The organism is Streptomyces sp. DSM 110735 (genome assembly GCF_016482685.1).
In the GTDB taxonomy this organism is placed as follows: domain Bacteria; phylum Actinomycetota; class Actinomycetes; order Streptomycetales; family Streptomycetaceae; genus Streptomyces.
Genome location: NZ_JACYHF010000014.1, coordinates 105,041 through 120,832 on the forward strand (window position 1 = coordinate 105,041; position 15,792 = coordinate 120,832).

At 73.5% G+C, this 15,792-nt stretch carries 17 protein-coding genes; 9 read left to right on the forward strand and 8 right to left on the reverse strand.

Annotation, left to right across the window (positions count from 1 at the left end):
* Positions 1 to 710 precede the first annotated feature (710 nt).
* The 3 genes from abc-f to IF655_RS21330 all read left to right on the forward strand — a co-directional run bounded on the left by abc-f (position 711) and on the right by IF655_RS21330 (position 3,785).
* Entirely contained in the window at positions 711 to 2,309 is a 1,599-nt protein-coding gene (abc-f, locus tag IF655_RS21320) for a ribosomal protection-like ABC-F family protein (protein WP_199586605.1), read from the forward strand.
* A gap of 322 nt (positions 2,310 to 2,631) precedes the next feature.
* The gene (locus tag IF655_RS21325; RefSeq protein WP_004002281.1) at positions 2,632 to 2,853 is read left to right on the forward strand and encodes a helix-turn-helix domain-containing protein; all 222 of its coding nucleotides are present in this window, start codon (positions 2,632 to 2,634) and stop codon (positions 2,851 to 2,853) included.
* Positions 2,854 to 2,981: 128 nt separating this feature from the next.
* Positions 2,982 to 3,785, forward strand: coding sequence for an enoyl-CoA hydratase/isomerase family protein (locus IF655_RS21330; RefSeq protein WP_199586606.1), 804 nt, complete (start codon positions 2,982 to 2,984; stop codon positions 3,783 to 3,785).
* Between the two features lie 37 nt (positions 3,786 to 3,822).
* On the opposite strand, the gene IF655_RS21335 is transcribed toward IF655_RS21330, so the two are convergent.
* On the reverse strand, positions 3,823 to 4,575 hold the full coding sequence (locus tag IF655_RS21335) for a nucleopolyhedrovirus P10 family protein (RefSeq protein WP_199586607.1): 753 nt from the start codon (positions 4,573 to 4,575) through the stop codon (positions 3,823 to 3,825).
* 87 nt (positions 4,576 to 4,662) lie between these two features.
* Here IF655_RS21335 and IF655_RS21340 point away from each other — a divergent pair, with 87 nt between their 5' ends.
* The 5 genes from IF655_RS21340 to amaP all read left to right on the forward strand — a co-directional run bounded on the left by IF655_RS21340 (position 4,663) and on the right by amaP (position 7,015).
* The gene (locus tag IF655_RS21340; protein ID WP_199586608.1) at positions 4,663 to 5,139 is read left to right on the forward strand and encodes an Asp23/Gls24 family envelope stress response protein; all 477 of its coding nucleotides are present in this window, start codon (positions 4,663 to 4,665) and stop codon (positions 5,137 to 5,139) included.
* Between the two features lie 67 nt (positions 5,140 to 5,206).
* A complete protein-coding gene (locus IF655_RS21345; RefSeq protein WP_018545846.1) occupies positions 5,207 to 5,401 on the forward strand; it encodes a hypothetical protein in 195 nt (64 codons plus the stop codon).
* Positions 5,402 to 5,406: 5 nt separating this feature from the next.
* The gene (locus IF655_RS21350) at positions 5,407 to 5,817 is read left to right on the forward strand and encodes a hypothetical protein (RefSeq protein WP_199586609.1); all 411 of its coding nucleotides are present in this window, start codon (positions 5,407 to 5,409) and stop codon (positions 5,815 to 5,817) included.
* Positions 5,814 to 6,428: a DUF6286 domain-containing protein gene (locus IF655_RS21355; protein WP_199586610.1), complete on the forward strand. Its 615-nt coding sequence runs from the start codon at positions 5,814 to 5,816 to the stop codon at positions 6,426 to 6,428. The genes IF655_RS21350 and IF655_RS21355 overlap by 4 nt, the downstream gene beginning before the upstream one ends.
* Positions 6,429 to 6,433: 5 nt before the next feature.
* Positions 6,434 to 7,015 carry an alkaline shock response membrane anchor protein AmaP gene (gene amaP / locus IF655_RS21360; RefSeq protein ID WP_199586611.1) on the forward strand — a complete coding sequence of 194 codons (582 nt, stop codon included), beginning with the start codon at positions 6,434 to 6,436 and terminating at the stop codon, positions 7,013 to 7,015.
* 47 nt (positions 7,016 to 7,062) lie between these two features.
* On the opposite strand, the gene IF655_RS21365 is transcribed toward amaP, so the two are convergent.
* From IF655_RS21365 to IF655_RS21385, 5 genes are all read right to left on the reverse strand, one after another.
* Positions 7,063 to 7,818: an SDR family oxidoreductase gene (locus IF655_RS21365; RefSeq protein ID WP_199586612.1), complete on the reverse strand. Its 756-nt coding sequence runs from the start codon at positions 7,816 to 7,818 to the stop codon at positions 7,063 to 7,065.
* A 5-nt stretch (positions 7,819 to 7,823) separates the two neighbouring features.
* Positions 7,824 to 9,617 carry a glycoside hydrolase family 15 protein gene (locus tag IF655_RS21370; protein WP_199586613.1) on the reverse strand — a complete coding sequence of 598 codons (1,794 nt, stop codon included), beginning with the start codon at positions 9,615 to 9,617 and terminating at the stop codon, positions 7,824 to 7,826.
* Positions 9,618 to 9,700: 83 nt separating this feature from the next.
* Positions 9,701 to 10,543 (reverse strand): SURF1 family protein, encoded by an 843-nt coding sequence (locus tag IF655_RS21375; RefSeq protein ID WP_199586614.1) that lies wholly within the window; start codon positions 10,541 to 10,543, stop codon positions 9,701 to 9,703.
* Between the two features lie 34 nt (positions 10,544 to 10,577).
* Positions 10,578 to 10,811 (reverse strand): hypothetical protein, encoded by a 234-nt coding sequence (locus tag IF655_RS21380; RefSeq protein WP_020939201.1) that lies wholly within the window; start codon positions 10,809 to 10,811, stop codon positions 10,578 to 10,580.
* Positions 10,812 to 10,936: 125 nt separating this feature from the next.
* Positions 10,937 to 11,923: a DEDDh family exonuclease gene (locus IF655_RS21385; protein ID WP_199586615.1), complete on the reverse strand. Its 987-nt coding sequence runs from the start codon at positions 11,921 to 11,923 to the stop codon at positions 10,937 to 10,939.
* 343 nt (positions 11,924 to 12,266) lie between these two features.
* Here IF655_RS21385 and IF655_RS21390 point away from each other — a divergent pair, with 343 nt between their 5' ends.
* The gene (locus IF655_RS21390; protein WP_199586616.1) at positions 12,267 to 13,313 is read left to right on the forward strand and encodes a zinc-dependent alcohol dehydrogenase family protein; all 1,047 of its coding nucleotides are present in this window, start codon (positions 12,267 to 12,269) and stop codon (positions 13,311 to 13,313) included.
* A gap of 21 nt (positions 13,314 to 13,334) precedes the next feature.
* On the opposite strand, the gene IF655_RS21395 is transcribed toward IF655_RS21390, so the two are convergent.
* Together IF655_RS21395 and IF655_RS21400 are read right to left on the reverse strand one after the other, a co-directional pair.
* Positions 13,335 to 14,294, reverse strand: a complete 960-nt coding sequence (locus IF655_RS21395) for a CopD family protein (RefSeq protein ID WP_307814999.1) — start codon at positions 14,292 to 14,294, stop codon at positions 13,335 to 13,337.
* Positions 14,295 to 14,409: 115 nt separating this feature from the next.
* On the reverse strand, positions 14,410 to 15,792 hold the full coding sequence (locus IF655_RS21400; protein WP_199586618.1) for a CoA transferase: 1,383 nt from the start codon (positions 15,790 to 15,792) through the stop codon (positions 14,410 to 14,412).

Genomic DNA, 15,792 nt, shown 5'->3' on the forward strand with positions numbered 1-15,792 from the left:
GGGCGACGGCCCTGCGGGACCGGGCGGCGGCCCCTCGCGGGTCCAGTGGCGCCCCTGGGCGCTGAGCAGCCGGGCAGAGGTCGCTCGCTCGCGGCGGAGGGGCGTCGTGCGAGGGCAGCTCCCGCTGTGGCAGCGAGGGCGGCCGGTGGCCGCGGGGAACGCGGAGTGGTCTCACGCGCGTGAGCGGTGATCCTGGGCGGACGGGGGATGGTCCCGCGGGGACAGGCGACGATCCCCCGCGCGAGCAGTGCCCCTGCGAGGACGGCCAACCCCGACCCCGGAGCCAACCCCGACCCCGGAGCCACCCCTCACCCCCGGAGCCGACTCACCCGCGCGTGACCATCCCGCCCCCGGGCGCGCCCCCTCACCCCCGGAGCCACCCCGCACCCCCGGAGCCGACTCACCCGCGCACGACCATCCCGCCACCGGGCGCACCCCCTCACCCCCGAAGCCGACTCACTCGCGCACGACCACCCGCCACCGGGCGCACCTCCTCCTCTCCGGAGCCGACCCCACCCCCGCACACCCCGAAGACACCCCCCGCCCCCGCCGAACCCCCGCCAACCCCCGGAGGGTCCCCGCGTCAGGAAATCCCCTTGCCCGCCCCCGTTAGACTTGCCCGCATGGCCTTTCTCCTCGCGCATTAGACGGCGGGAACGCCCTCAGCAGACCGCCCGACGATCCCGTCCCGTACGCCCAGGAGCCTGTCCGTGATCTCCGCCTCCGGTATCGAGCTGCGCGCCGGTGCCCGCATCCTCATCGAGAACGCCAGCTTCCGTGTCGCCAAGGGCGACCGCATCGGTCTGGTCGGCCGCAACGGCGCCGGCAAGACCACCCTCACCAAGTGCCTGGCCGGTGAGGGCATCCCGGCCGCCGGGCAGATCACCCGCTCCGGCGAGGTCGGCTACCTGCCCCAGGACCCCCGCACGGGCGACCTCGACGTGCTCGCCCGTGACCGCATCCTCTCCGCGCGCGGTCTGGACACCCTGATCCGCAAGATGCGCGAGAACGAGCAGCGCATCGCCAACGGTTCCGGCGCCACCCGCGAGAAGGCGCTCAAGCAGTACGAGCGCCAGGAGACCGAGTTCCTCACCAAGGGCGGATACGCCGCCGAGGCCGAGGCAGCCACCATCGCCGCCGCGCTGAACCTGCCCGACCGCGTGCTCGGCCAGCCCCTGCACACCCTCTCCGGCGGTCAGCGCCGCCGCGTCGAGCTGGCCCGCATCCTCTTCTCGGACGCCGACACCCTGCTCCTCGACGAGCCCACCAACCACCTCGACGCCGACTCGATCGCCTGGCTGCGCGACTACCTCAAGACCTACCGCGGCGGCTTCATCGTGATCTCCCACGACGTCGACCTGGTCGAGACGGTCGTCAACAAGGTGTTCTACCTGGACGCCAACCGCGCCCAGATCGACGTCTACAACATGGGCTGGAAGCTCTACCAGCAGCAGCGCGAGGCCGACGAGAAGCGCCGCAAGCGCGAGCGGCAGAACGCCGAGAAGAAGGCCGCCGCCCTGCACTCGCAGGCCGACAAGATGCGTGCCAAGGCGACCAAGACGGTCGCCGCGCAGAACATGGCCAAGCGCGCCGACAAGCTCCTCTCCGGTCTGGAGGCGGTCCGCCAGTCCGACAAGGTCGCCAAGCTCCGCTTCCCCGAGCCCGCGCCCTGCGGCAAGACCCCGCTGATGGCGGAGGGGCTGTCGAAGTCGTACGGCTCGCTGGAGATCTTCACCGACGTCGACCTGGCCATCGACAAGGGCTCCCGCGTCGTTATCCTCGGTCTCAACGGCGCGGGCAAGACGACCCTGCTGCGCCTCCTGGGCGGCGCGGAGCAGCCCGACACCGGCTCGGTCGTCCCCGGCCACGGTCTCAAGCTCGGCTACTACGCCCAGGAGCACGAGACCCTGGACCCCGAGCGCACGGTCCTGGAGAACATGCGCTCGGCGGCGCCGGACCTGGACCTGGTCGAGGTCCGCAAGACGCTCGGCTCGTTCCTGTTCTCCGGCGACGACGTGGACAAGCCCGCGGGCGTCCTCTCCGGCGGCGAGAAGACCCGCCTCGCGCTCGCCACCCTGGTCGTCTCCTCGGCCAACGTCCTGCTGCTCGACGAGCCCACCAACAACCTCGACCCCGCCAGCCGCGAGGAGATCCTCGGCGCCCTGCGCACCTACAAGGGCGCGGTCGTCCTGGTCACCCACGACGAGGGCGCCGTCGAGGCGCTCCAGCCGGAGCGGATCATCCTGCTCCCGGACGGCGTCGAGGACCTCTGGGGCTCCGACTACGCGGACCTCGTCGCCCTTGCGTGATCCACGGACATGGATCATTCGGCCGATCGGTGATCCCTCATCTGTGTGAGATCTCCTCGTACCGAGGTGTGTCGTACACGGATTTCGCGGCCGGTCCCTCCCGTGCGGAGGGGCCGGCCGCTTCGCGTCCGTGACCTGGTGATTCACCAGAAAGCCGCGCGGAAAGCCCGCGCATCCAGCCGTGGAATACGGGATTCCGCATGTGGGGATGTGCTCCTGTCGTCACAACCTTGTCTCACGGACCTTGCCGAATGGGTGGCCAACCCGCCCCGGAGGGGTGATCATGAGAAGACCAGAGCGCACTTCCCATGAGGAGGCACGGGTGGCCGAGACTCTGAAGAAGGGCAGCCGGGTGACCGGCGCCGCGCGCGACAAGCTCGCGGCAGACCTGAAGAAGAAGTACGACTCCGGTGCGAGCATTCGAGCGCTGGCCGAGGAGACCGGCCGCTCGTATGGCTTCGTGCACCGGATGCTCAGCGAGTCGGGCGTCACGCTGCGTGGGCGTGGCGGAGCGACCCGGGGCAAGAAGGCCGCATCGTCCTGACTCCGGGCGGCCCATCGGCTTCGATGGTGGCCACCCGGTCGGTCGTGTGATCGCCCGGGTGGTTACTGTGCAGTCACTTCGCGTGCCGTACGGCACCGCGTGATGACCGCACCCATCGGAGGCGCCCCATGGCTTCGCCCGACCAGGACCTCGCTCCTGTACTCGACAAGGACGGCGTACGGCTCACCGTCGACGACGCGCTCGCCACGGTGACGCTGACCAACCCGGCCAAGCGCAACGCGCAGAGCCCCGCCATGTGGCGGGCGCTGGCCGAGGCGGGGAAGCTGCTGCCGGGCACCGTGCGTGTCGTCGTGCTGCGCGGCGAGGGCCAGTCCTTCTCCGCCGGTCTCGACCGACGCATGTTCACGCCGGAGGGGATCGAGGGCGAGCCGACCTTCGTCGACCTCGCGCGCCGTGACGACGCCGGGATCGACGCGACCATCGCCGAGTACCAGGAGGCGTTCACCTGGTGGCGACGGAACGACCTCGTGTCCATCGCCGCTGTCCAGGGCCATGCGATCGGGGCCGGTTTCCAGCTCGCGCTCGCCTGCGACCTGCGCATCGTCGCCGACGACGTGCAGTTCGCCATGCGAGAGACGAGCCTGGGGCTGGTGCCCGACCTCACGGGCACCCACCCGCTGGTCGGCCTGGTCGGATACGCCCGCGCGCTGGAGATCTGCGTGACGGGCCGCTTCGTGCACGCCGAGGAGGCGGTCGTCTCCGGGCTTGCCAACGCGGCGGTCCCGGTCGCCGAACTCGACGCGGCGACCGCCGACCTGGCCGCCGCGCTCCTCGCCGCGCCCCGCGACGCCGTGGTGGAGACCAAGGCACTGCTGCGCGGCGCCCCCGAGCGCACCTACGACGAGCAGCGCACGGCCGAGCGCGCCGCCCAGACCCGCCGTCTGCGCGACCTCGCGGGCATCGGCGACTGAGCCCCCGCGTCACCCCGCGAAAGCCGCGACTCACGGCTCAGGTGAGGGGACCGGACTCCGCTTCCGGTTCCTCCACCGCCGTCACCAGCACCGCCACCGTCGGACGGTCCTCCAACGCGTCCCGTACCGCCGTACGCACCGCGCGGGCCACGTCGGCGGTGCGGTGGACGGGGTCGGCGGCCAGCTCCACGCACACATGGCGCCGGGGGAGCGAGGCGGGCACGGCGGGCCGTTCCGTCCGCACCACCCCGCAGCGGTCCCCGAGCACCGCCGTCAGCCGGGTCACCCCGGGCACCGCCCGCGCGGCGGTGGCCACCAGATAGCCGTCGGGATCCGTCGCCTCGGCGGCGGACGGCGGCGCGGGCGCGCGGCGCGGCTCGGGCGGCGGATCCGCCGGACCCAGCAGATCCGTCACCCGCAGGTCCACCTCGGTCACCACCAGCCCGAGCCGCCGGACCGCCGCGTCCGCGAGCGCGGCGCGCAGCAGCTCCGCCGTCACCGGCAGCGGGCGTTCCGCGCCCGCCGCGAAGTCCGCCGTCACCCGCAGGGCGCCCGGCGGCAGCGCGCTCGGCGGCGGCGGTACGACCGGTTCCCCGGCGTCCGCCGGATCGGCGAGCCCGATCCTGAGGGCCCCCAGCCGTACCCCCGGCACTTCGTCCGTGGCCGCGCTCCCCAGCACCGCCCCGGCCGCCTGCTCCGAGATCCACGCGCCGTCGCGGCTCCCGCCGAGCGGCAGAAGTCTGCCCACGCCCAGCCGCTGACGCACCGCCTGTGTCCACTCAGCCGTCATTCCTCCAGCCTGCCGTATACCTGGCGCGCATTCGCGCAGCCGTGCTTACGGTGGTCCAGGAACCACGACCGAAAGGGACCTACGGCGATGACCGAGACGACGACGAGCCCCGGCGGAAACGACGAGTCGCAGGTGTCCACCCGCAAGACCACCCGGCGCGGCGGCGGTGACCCGGCGGCCCGGGGACGCACCACCATCGCGGACGGCGTGGTGGAGAAGATCGCCGGAATGGCCGCACGCGACGTGGTCGGCGTGCACGCCATGGGCAGCGGGCTCGCCCGCACCTTCGGCGCCGTGCGCGACCGGGTGCCGGGCGGCTCCAAGGCCGTGACCCGGGGCGTGAAGGCAGAGGTCGGCGAGGTGCAGACCGCGCTCGACCTGGAGATCGTCGTCGAGTACGGCTACTCCATCGGCGACGTCGCCCGCGCGGTGCGCGAGAACGTGGTCGCCGCCGTGGAGCGCATGACCTCGCTGGAGGTCGTGGAGGTCAACATCGCGGTCAGCGACGTCAAGCTGCCCGACGAGGAGGACGACGAGGAACCCGCCCAGCCACGTATTCAGTGAGCTGCGCGTATTCACCGCGTCGTAGGGGGAATCCGGGTTGTGGGGGCCTGACGAACTGAGGAGCGCTATGAGCATGGCCGTGGCCGGCATGATCGCCGGCTTGGCGCTGGGATTCGCCGGGTACTTCGGCGGATTCGGGGCCTTCCTGCTGGTGGCGGCGCTCGGAGCCGTCGGGTTCGTCGTCGGCCGCTTCCTGGACGGCGACCTGGAGCCGGGTGACTTCTTCCGCGCCCGCGACGGCCGGCGCGACCGGCGGCGGTGAACACCGTGAGCGCGACGGCGGCCGGCCGTCCGGCCACGGAGCCCACCCCGGCGGGCGAGCGCGGCGCCACCCGGATCGCGGACAAGGCCGTCGCGAAGATCGCCGCCCAGGCGGCCCGCGAGGCGCTCGCCCCGCTCCCGCCGGGCGTCGGAAAACCGCACGCCACCGTCGCCGTACGTTCCCACGGCTCCGGCACCCACCGCGGCGAGGGCGGTCCGTTCGGCACGGCACGCGTGCGGGTCTCCCTCGAACTCGCCTACCCGGCGGACATCGGCGCCCGCTGCGCCGCCGTCCGTAGCCGGGTCACCGAACGGGTGAGCGCGCTGGCGAACATGACGGTGCCCGAGGTGGTCGTCCAGGTCGAGCGGCTGCACCCGGTGGCCGCCCCCGGTGACGCGCACGGGAGGACGTCATGAGCGAGAACACCACCCACCGCCTGCCCGTCCTCGACCCCGACGAGCAGCCCGCACCCCCGCCCGAGAAGAGCAGCGGCCGCTTCTGGTCCGCGCGCCGTGTCCCGGCCGCCCTCGTCGCCCTGTGCCTGATCGGCGGCGCGGGTCTGCTGCTGTACGACGTGGCCGCCGTGCGCGCCGGGCACCCCGCGATGTACTGGCGCCGCGAACTGGCCCGGCAGCTCGCCGAGCAGCGGGTCGACGCGATCCCGGTGCTGGCGGGCGCCGCCTTCGTCGCCGCCGTCGGACTCTGGCTGCTCCTCCTCGCGCTCACGCCCGGACTGCGCCGCCTGTTGCCCATGAGCCGCCCGCACCCCGACGTGCGCGCCGCGCTGCGCCGCGAGGCGGCGGCGGTGCTGCTGCGCGACCGCGCCATGGACATCTCCGGCGTCCGCGAGGCACACGTCCGGGTCGGACGCAGAAAGGCGGACGTCAAGGTGGTCTCGCACTTCCGCGAACCGGAGGAGGTCCGCGAGGACCTCGACACCACGCTCGACGGCGCGGTCCGCGAGCTGGGGCTGAGCCGCCCGCCGAAGCTGTCGGTCCGGGTCCGCCGCCCGGGGAAGAAGGGGTGAGCCCGATGCGCACCGGCATCGTCAACCGGGTCCTGCTCGCGCTCGCGGGGCTGTTGCTGCTCGCCCTCGGCGGTGTGGTCCTCGCCGCCGGACTCGGGGCGCCCTTCCCGCGCTGGTGGATCCACACCAGCGCGCACGACGTGCTGCTCAGCCGGGCGGAGCGCACCAGCTTCCGGGACACCGACTGGTGGTGGCCCGCCCTCATCGCGGGTCTGGCGATCCTGTTCCTGATCGGCGTGTGGTGGCTGGTGTCGGTCCTGCGCCGTCACCGGGTCTCCGAGGTACGGGTCGACACCGGCGACGGCGGCACCGCGCGGCTGCGCGGCTCCGCCCTGCAGAACGCCCTGGCCCGGGACGCCTCGGGGCAGGAGGGCGTGGCCCAGAGCGACGTGCTGCTGACCGGTCGCCGCGGCGCGCCCGCGGTACGGGCGTGGTTCCGGCTGGAGCCGGACATGCCCCCCGGAGCCGCGCTCGCGGAGTTCACCTCCGGACCCCTGGCCCGCGCCCGGGACTCGGCGGGTCTTACGGCACTGCCCGCCGAGGTCCGGCTGCGGGTGATCAGGCACCGCGCCGAACGCGTCACCTGATCACCGGGCGAGCAAGTCACCTCCCCGCAGCCGGAATTGATGGTCCGTCAGAACCCGTGCCGCATCCCGCCGTCCACCGGCAGCATCACGCCCGTCACATAGGACGCCGCCGGGGACAGCAGGAAGGCGGCGGTCCGCCCGAACTCCTCCGGGGCGCCGTAACGGCGCAGCGGGATACGGGACTCGGCGGCAGCCCGGGTCGCCTCGGGGTCGGCGGAGAGCCGGTCCAGCTCGCGCACCCGGTCGGTGTCGATCCGGCCCGGCAGCAGTCCGACGACTCGGATGCCGCGCGGTCCCAGCTCGTCCGCGAGGGACTTCGCGAACCCGGCGAGTCCGGGGCGCAGCCCGTTGGAGACGGTCAGCCCCGGGATCGGCTCATGCACCGAGCCGGAGAGCACGAAGCCGATGACCCCGCCCGGCTCCAGCTCGGCAGCCGCCGCGCGGGCCAGGCGCACCGCGCCGAGGAACACCGACTCGAAGGCGTCCTGCCACTGCTCGTCGGTCACGTCCGCCACGAACCCGGGCGGCGGTCCGCCCACGCTCACGAGGATGCCGTCGAGCCGCCCGAAGTGCTCACGGGCGGCAGCGATCAGCCGCTCCGGCGCCTCCGGATCGGCGTTGCCCACGGCCACGCCCACCGCGTCCGGTCCCAGCTCGGCGACCGCGTCGGCCACCCGCTCGGCGTCCCGTGACGTGACGACCACCTTCGCCCCGTCGGCGACCAACTGCCGCGCGGCGGCGTTGCCGAGCCCCCGCGAGGCGCCGGTCACGATGTACACCCGGTCCTTCAGTCCAAGATCCATGCCCCCTATCCTGCCCCCTCGCCCCCGTAGAGCGTGCGGGCGGTGTTCACCAGGGCGATGTGGCTGAACGCCTGGGGGTAGTTGCCGAGCTGGCGGCCGGTCACCGGGTCGTACTCCTCGGCCAGCAGCCCCACGTCGTTGGACAGGTCGACCAAGCGGGCGAAGAGGTCCCGCGCCTCCTCGGTGCGACCCGTCATGTGCAGGGCGTCGGCCAGCCAGAACGAGCAGGCGAGGAACGCGCCCTCGCCCTCGGGCAGCCCGTCCACCACCGGACCCTCGGTGTCGTCGGTGTCGTAGCGGCGCACGAAGCCGTCCTGGCCGAGCCCCGCGCGGATCGCGTCCACGGTGCCGATCACCCTCGGGTCGTCCGGCGGCAGGAAGCCGACGCGCGGGATCAGCAGCAGCGCGGCGTCCAGGGTGCGCGAGCCGTAGTACTGGGTGAAGGTGTTGCGCTCCGGGTCGTACGCCTTCTCGCACACCTCGCGGTGGATGTCGTCGCGCAGCTCCCGCCAGCCCGTGAGGTCGCCCTCGAGCCCGGGGTGCTCTTCCAGGGTGCGCACGGCGCGGTCGACGGCGACCCACACCATCACCTTGGAGTGCGTGAACTGCCTGCGTCCCCCGCGCACCTCCCACAGCCCCTCGTCCGGCTGGCGCCACTCCGAGCGCAGGAAGTCGATCAGCGCGCACTGCAGGGACCACATGTGCGGGCGGGGCGACAGACCCGACTGCCGGGCGAGCCAGAGGGAGTCCATCACCTCGCCGTACACGTCGAGCTGGAGCTGGTCCACCGCGCTGTTGCCGATCCGGACCGGCGCCGAGCGCGCGAACCCGGAGAGCCAGGGCAGCTCGCTCTCCGGCAGCCGCCGCTCGCCCGCGACCCCGTACATGATCTGAAGGTCCTCCGGGCTGCCCGCGACCGCCCGGAGCAGCCAGTCGCGCCACGCCTCCGCCTCCTCGTGATAGCCCGCCGCGAGCAGCACGCCGAGGGTGAGGGTGGAGTCGCGCAGCCAGCAGTAGCGGTAGTCCCAGTTGCGCACCCCGCCCAGCTTCTCCGGCAGCGAGGTGGTCGCGGCGGCGACGATCCCGCCGGTCGGGCGGTAGGTGAGCGCCTTCAGCGTGATCAGCGAGCGGACCACGGCGTCCCGGTACGGCCCCTCGTAGCGGCAGCGGCGCGCCCAGCTCTGCCAGTCGCGCACGCTGGACTCCAGCGCGTCGAACGGGTCGATCAGCCGGGGGCGCGGCTCGTGCGAGGGGTGCCAGGTGAGCACGAACGCCACCCGCTCGCCCTCGCCGATGGTGAACTCCGAGTGAGTGCCGAAGTCCTCGCCCCAGGTGCGCACCGGCGGCACGGTGCGCAGCCAGGCGGAGTCGGGTCCCGCCACGGCGACCCGGTGACCGTCCGAGCGCCGCATCCACGGCACGATCGAGCCGTGGTCGAAGCGCAGCCGCAGCGTGCCGCGCACGGTGACCCGCCCGCTGAGTCCCTCCACGATCCGTACGACGTCGGGCACCCGGGCGCGCTGCGGCATCAGGTCGGTCACGCGCACCGTCCCGTCGGGGGTGTCCCACTCGGTGTCCAGGACGAGGGTGTCGGGCCGGTAGGCGCGCCGGGTGCAGGTGTGCGCGCCCTTGGGGGCGATCCGCCAGTGGCCGTTGTCGTCGTCGCCGAGGAGCCGGGCGAAGCAGGCGCCGGAGTCGAAGCGGGGCAGGCACAGCCAGTCGATCGAGCCGTCCATGCCGACCAGGGCCGCGGTCTGCTCGTCGCCGATGACGGCGTAGTCCTCGATGCGCGCTCTCACGGGAAGGCGGTTCCCGGCGGGTCTGAGGGGCAATCAGGTGGTGCGGCCGGGGGAGTGACGCCCCTGCCACCCCGGTAGGGGCGCTACACGGCGGCGGGCTCGGTCTCCGGGGAGTTGTCCTGCGCGTCGCCCCCGGCCGCTGCCTCCGCCCGGTCCCGGATCTCGCGGCGGACCAGGAACCACCAGCCCACCGGCACGGCGGCGGCGAACAGCCACCACTGGATCATGTACGCGTAGTTCAGCGGAGCGTCCTCGCTGCCCGGGCTGGAGATCTGCTCCGGGGTGTCGCCCCTGGGCGCGGGCGCGGTCTGCTCGATGTAGCCGCCGACCACCTTCGCGCCGAGGCGCCGTGCCTCCGTCGCGCTGTTGATCAGCATGATCTGCCGGTCGGGCAGCCCCTTGACGTTCTTGATGCCGCTGGCCGCCGTCGTCTCGTCGGCCATGAGCCGCCCGGTGACGGTGGTCCTGCCCGCCGGAGGCGCCGGGATCTTCGGGAAGGCGGTCTGCACGCCGTTGGCGGGGATCCAGCCCCGGTTGACCAGCACGACCGCGCCGTCCGTCAGCCGCAGCGGGGTCAGGACGTGGAAGCCGACCTCGCCGTCGGAGTTGGTGCGGCGGCGGACGACCACCTCGTGGGCGGTGTCGAAGGTGCCGGTCGCGGTGACGGTGCGGTACTTGTCCAGACGGGTCACGGCGTGCCCGGGGGAGGTGAGCCGCTCGACCGGGACCGGCTCGGCGTGCAGCGCCCGCGAGACCAGGTTGTTGCGCGCGGTGCGCTCCTCGTACCGGTGCTGCTGCCAGAAGCCGAGCCTGATCATCGTCGGGATCAGCGCGATCGCGACAAGGGTGAGGATCACCCACTGGAGGGTCAGCAGGAAGCGGTAGCGGTGCACCCCACGACGGTACTCCTGAGCCGTGGGGCGCATTCGGGCGGGTACCGGGTCACACCCGGGCACCAGGTCACACCCGGTCGACCACCCCCGTCCTGCCCTCGGCCCGCGCGCAGTGGGCACCGCAGTACCAGTGACCCTCCACCTCGACGCCCTGCCCGATGATCTGCACCCGGCAGTGCTCGCAGATGGGGGCCATGCGGTGAATGGCGCAGGAGAAGCAGTCGAAGACGTGCACCGCGCCCTGCGCGTGGACCTCGAAGGTCATTCCGTAGTCATTGCCGCAGACTTCGCATCTCGCCATGCGGCTCAGGGTGAGCCGTCCAGGGGCGCCGGGCGAGCGGGGGCGGGGCGAGTCGCGGCGAATCACCCGTCCGCCCGGTCGCCTGGCATGCCCACCGGTCCGCGTGGGCCACTCGTCCGCGTGGGCTACGGCGCCTCTTCGGCGGGTTCCACGTCCCGCAGCAACTGCCCGAACGCCGCCTCGTCCACCACCGGGGTGCCGAACTGGCGCGCCTTGGCCGTCTTCGAGGTGCCCGAGTCGGGGTCGTTGGTGACCAGCAGACTGGTGAGCCGGGACAGGCTCGTCGCCACGTGCAGCCCGGCCTCGGTCGCCCGGTCCTCCAGCAGGTCGCGCTCGGTGGAGGTGTCGCCCGAGAACGCCACCCGCATGCCCTGCTTGAGACGTTTGCCCGGTTCGTACCGCCCGGGGTTGGGGTACGGGCACGCGGGTCGCTTGCGCGCCGGACGCCAGCTCGACGAGCCGCCGTAACCGCCGCCGCCCTGGCGGCCGATGCGGGGCGCGTCCGACCACTCGGTGAGCGGACGGCACTCCAGCAGCGGCAGCCGTACGTTCCCCGCCGCCGCCGCGCGCAGGCTCGGCCGGAACGCCTCGGCCAGCACCCGCGCGTCGTCCAGGGCGTGGTGGGCGCGCTGCTGCACGACCCCGAAGTGCGCCGCGAGGGACTCCAGCTTGAAGTTGGGCAGCGGCAGTCCCAGCTCCTTGGAGAGGGCGATGGTGCACAGCCGCTGCCGCACCGGGGGTTCCTTGCTGGCGCGCGCGTACTCCCGCGCGATCATCTGCCAGTCGAAGACCGCGTTGTGCGCGACCAGCACCCGGTCCGCGAGCCGGGCCGCGAACTCCTCCGCCACCTCTGTGAAGAGCGGCGCCCCTTCGAGGACGTCGCTCGTCAGCCCGTGTATCCACACCGGACCCGGATCGCGCTCGGGGTTGACCAGCGTGTACCAGTGGTCCTCGACCTCGCCGCGCGCGTCCAGGCGGTAGACGGCGGCCGAGATGATCCGGTCGTCGCGGGCCAGGCCGGTGGTCTCCACGTCAACGACCGCGTATCCCTTCGGATACACGGCCGGCCACGGGGCGGGGGAGGACACAGCGGTCGCACGGTCTTCGAGCATGGTCACTGAGGATACGGGCCACCACCGACACCGAGGGCCCCCAGGGGCGCACTCCCCGCCCTCCCGGGTCGGCCGTCGCATGCCTGTGCGGCCATGGCCCGTATGCCTGTACGGTCCCGGTCCGTATGCCTGTACGGCTCCGGGCGAGCGCCTGTTCGTGCCCGGCGCGCGCACCCGGGCGGCGGCACCCCGCGAACCCCGCCGAGCGGACGCCGAGTTCACCCGCACCGCTCCCTTTTCCCTGGTCCGGAGCCCCCTGGGCGCGCGGCACGCCCCCGGCACGGCGTACCGTGAGACGCGCTCGACCACCGCCGAGCCCCCCCGTACAAGAAAGACCCGCACCATGCGCGCCACCACCATCCACGCCCCCTTCGACATGCGCGTGGAGGACGTGCCCGAGCCGGTGGTGCAGTTGCCCACCGACGCCGTCGTACGGGTGCTGCGCGCCTGCATCTGCGGCAGCGACCTGTGGGCCTACCGCGGCGAAGCCGCCCGGCAGCCCGGTCAGCGCATCGGGCACGAGTTCCTCGGCGTCGTCGAGGAGACCGGCTCCGAGGTGGGCACGGTCAGGCGCGGGGACCTCGTGGTCGCCCCCTTCATGTGGTCCGACGGCACCTGCGAGTACTGCCGCGAGGGTCTGACCACCTCCTGCGTGCACGGCGGCTTCTGGGGCTCGGTCGGCTACGACGGCGGACAGGGCGAAGCCGTGCGCGTGCCGTTCGCCGACGGCACCCTCGTCGCGCTGCCCAAGGAGGCGGCCACCGACGACCACCTGCTCACCTCCCTGCTCACCCTCTCCGACGTGCTCGGCACCGGCCACCACGCCGCCCTCGGCGCGGGCGTCCGCCCCGGCTCCACGGTCGCCGTCGTCGGTGACGGCGCGGTCGGACTGTGCGCCGTGCTCGCCGCCAAGCGGCTCGGCGCCGAGCGGATCATCGCGCTCGGCCGGCACGAGGTCCGCACCGAGATCGCCCGCCGCTTCGGCGCCACCGACGTGGTCGCCTCGCGCGGCGAGGAGGCCGTCGCCGCCGTCCGCGAGCTGACCCGTGGCCAGGGCGCGCACTGCGTGATCGAGGCCGTCGGCACCGAGCAGTCCATGAGCACGGCCGTCCACATCACCCGCGACGGCGGCTCCATCGGCTACGTCGGCGTGCCCCACGGCAGCGGCACCGGGCTCGACCTCAGCGTCATGTTCGACCGCAACATCGCCCTGCGCGGCGGTGTCGCACCGGTCCGCGCCTACATCCCCGACCTGCTGCCCGACGTGCTCGACGGCACGATCGACCCCTCCCCGGTCTTCGACATGACCGTGGACGTCGAGGGCGTCCCGGACGGCTACAAGGCGATGGACGAGCGCACGGCTCTCAAGGTGCTCGTCACCAACGGCTGAACGCCGGGCGGGTACGGCGGTTCAGGACCAGCGGATCGGCAGCGGCAGCGCCGTGAGCAGTCCCGAGACCGCCACCACCGCGCCCAGCGCGATCACCTCCGCCCGCGCGGGCGCGGCTGCGGCGAGCGGGTCACCGCTCCTGCCCAGCCGCACCCGCGCCCACAGCGCGAGCACGGCGACGACGGCGACGAGCAGCACCTTGGCCAGCAGGGTGCGCCCGTACGCCGTCGTCGTGAGCTGGTCCAGGACCGTGCCCGGCGGCATCCGGCGCAGCGCGCTCCACACACCGGTCGCGGTGAGCGCGGCGAGGAGCAGCGCCGCCAGGCGCGCGTACCGCCCGAGCAGCGCCGCGCTCGCGGGACCACCCCGCCACAACCGCAACACCCGCAGCGTGTACGGCAGTCCGCCCGTCCACAGCGCCGCACAGGTCAGATGCGTGAGCGTCAGCAGCGAACCGGTGAGCGGACCCTGCTCGGCGACTAGGTGGGCACGCAACGCCTCCGCGATCAACACACCTGTTAGTGGCCACAGTTGGAGCCCCGGACGGCGCGAACGGGCGCACAGCGCGGCCAGCAGAAAGGCGTTGACCTCCAGCAGGGCCAGCCTGCCGTCGCGGGAGGCGTAGAGACCGCCGAGGTCGATCTGCCCGAGGTCGCGCGGGACGAGGTTGCCGGTGGCGACGACGGAGGCGAGCGCCAGTGCCGCCGCGCAGCCGACCCCGTTCGCCAACGGCGCCCAACGGGAGGGGCGTTCACCGGGAGCACCCGGCAGTCCGTCCGCCAGCCTCCCCGTGAACAGCTCACCCAGCGACACGCTCAGCGCGGCGAACAGCACCCCGCGCAGCAGCGCCGTCCCGCCCGCACCGGGCGCCGCCGCCTCCCCGGTGCCGTGCAGCGCGGCACTCGGACCCCACAGCGGTATGGCGGCGGCGAGCAGGGCCAGCACCAGCACCGCCCCGCCCCGCCGCACACCGGTCCGCACATCCGGGGACGCGTCGACGGCGGAGGCGCTTCGCGGAGAACTCACCTGCCGATACTGGCCAATTGGGCGTTCACCGGACAAGTGCGCCTAGGCGGAAGCCGATTGGCGCGTGCCCTCAGCTCCAAGTAGCCGCGCTGGACCCCCACGGAACCGGCGGCGCCGCCCAGTCCGTCGGTCCGCCCGTGAACGACACCGGAGGGCGGGCGTACCGCAACCGCCCCAGCGGGCTGTCCCGTTCGGCCAGCCACGCCTCCTCCTCGTACTTCGGACCGCCAAGGGACGGGTCGGGACCCGCCTCGTTCGTCAGCCAGTGCGCGGTCCGGGCGAGGGCGAGGCGGACCAGACGTCCCTGTCCGTCGCGGGACCGCTCGCCCAGGGCGCGCAGGATGCCCGCCGCCATCAGATAGCCGGAGCCGTGGTCCAGGGCTTGCGCGGGCAGGGCGCCGGGTTCCATGGTCGAGCCCTCGGTCGCGGCGATGCCGGTCGCGACCTGGACCAGGCTGTCGAAGCCGCGCCGCTCGCGCCAGGGACCGTACGCGCCCCACGCCGAGACCTGCGCGACGACCAGCCCGGGAAAGCGCTCGGACAGCGCTTCGGGGGAGAGCCCGAAGCGGTCCAGGGCGCCGGGGCGGTAGCCGGTGACGACCACGTCCGCCGAGGCCAGCAGCTCCTCCAGCACCTTGGTGTCGGCGCTGAGTTCGAGAGTGGTGGACCGCTTCCCGAAGCCCGTGTCCGCGTGCTGGTCGGCGAGTTCGGGCAGCTCGGGCCCGTCCACGCGCAGCACGTCGGCGCCGAGCAGCGCGAGCGTGCGGGTGGCCACGGGACCGGCGAGCACCCGGGTGAGGTCCAGGACACGCAGCCCCGCGGCGGGCAGCAGCGGCGCCGACTTGCCGTCCAGCGGCGGGAGTTCGCGTGCCGACGCCGCGCCGATCGGGGCACGCTCCACCAGCGGACGCTGCGCCACCTCGGCGCCCTGCGGATGCGCCACCCACTGCCCCGGCGTGCGCAGCGCCACCGCGAGACCCCCGGCGGCGTACACCGCCTCCTCGATCTCCAGCGCGGAGCGTTCCAGGAACAGCCGCTCCACGTCCTCGGGGTCCGCGCCATCGGGCAGTCCGAGCGCGCCGAGGAGCCGGAGCCGGTGGTGCGGGTAGTTGGCGTGGGTGCGCACCCAGCCGTAGCCCGCCCGCCACCAGCGCGACAGGGGTGCGAAGTTGACCGGTGCCCGCCCGTCGATCCGTAGCACCCGCTCGCTGTGGAAGGCGGTGGCGACCGCCCCGTCGTCCACCACGGCGCGCGGCACCGCGCCGAGCCCGGCCCGCAGCGCACCCAGCTCGGCGGCGGCCAGCGCGCACGTGCCCACGCACGCGCGCGCCAGCCGCTGCACCGGGAGACGGGAGATCAGAGCCGTCGGGCGCTCGACGGAGACCAGCCGCGCGAGCAGCTCGGGATCGCCGCCCAGCGCGGCCCAGGCGGACTTGATCATGGGATCGGTCAT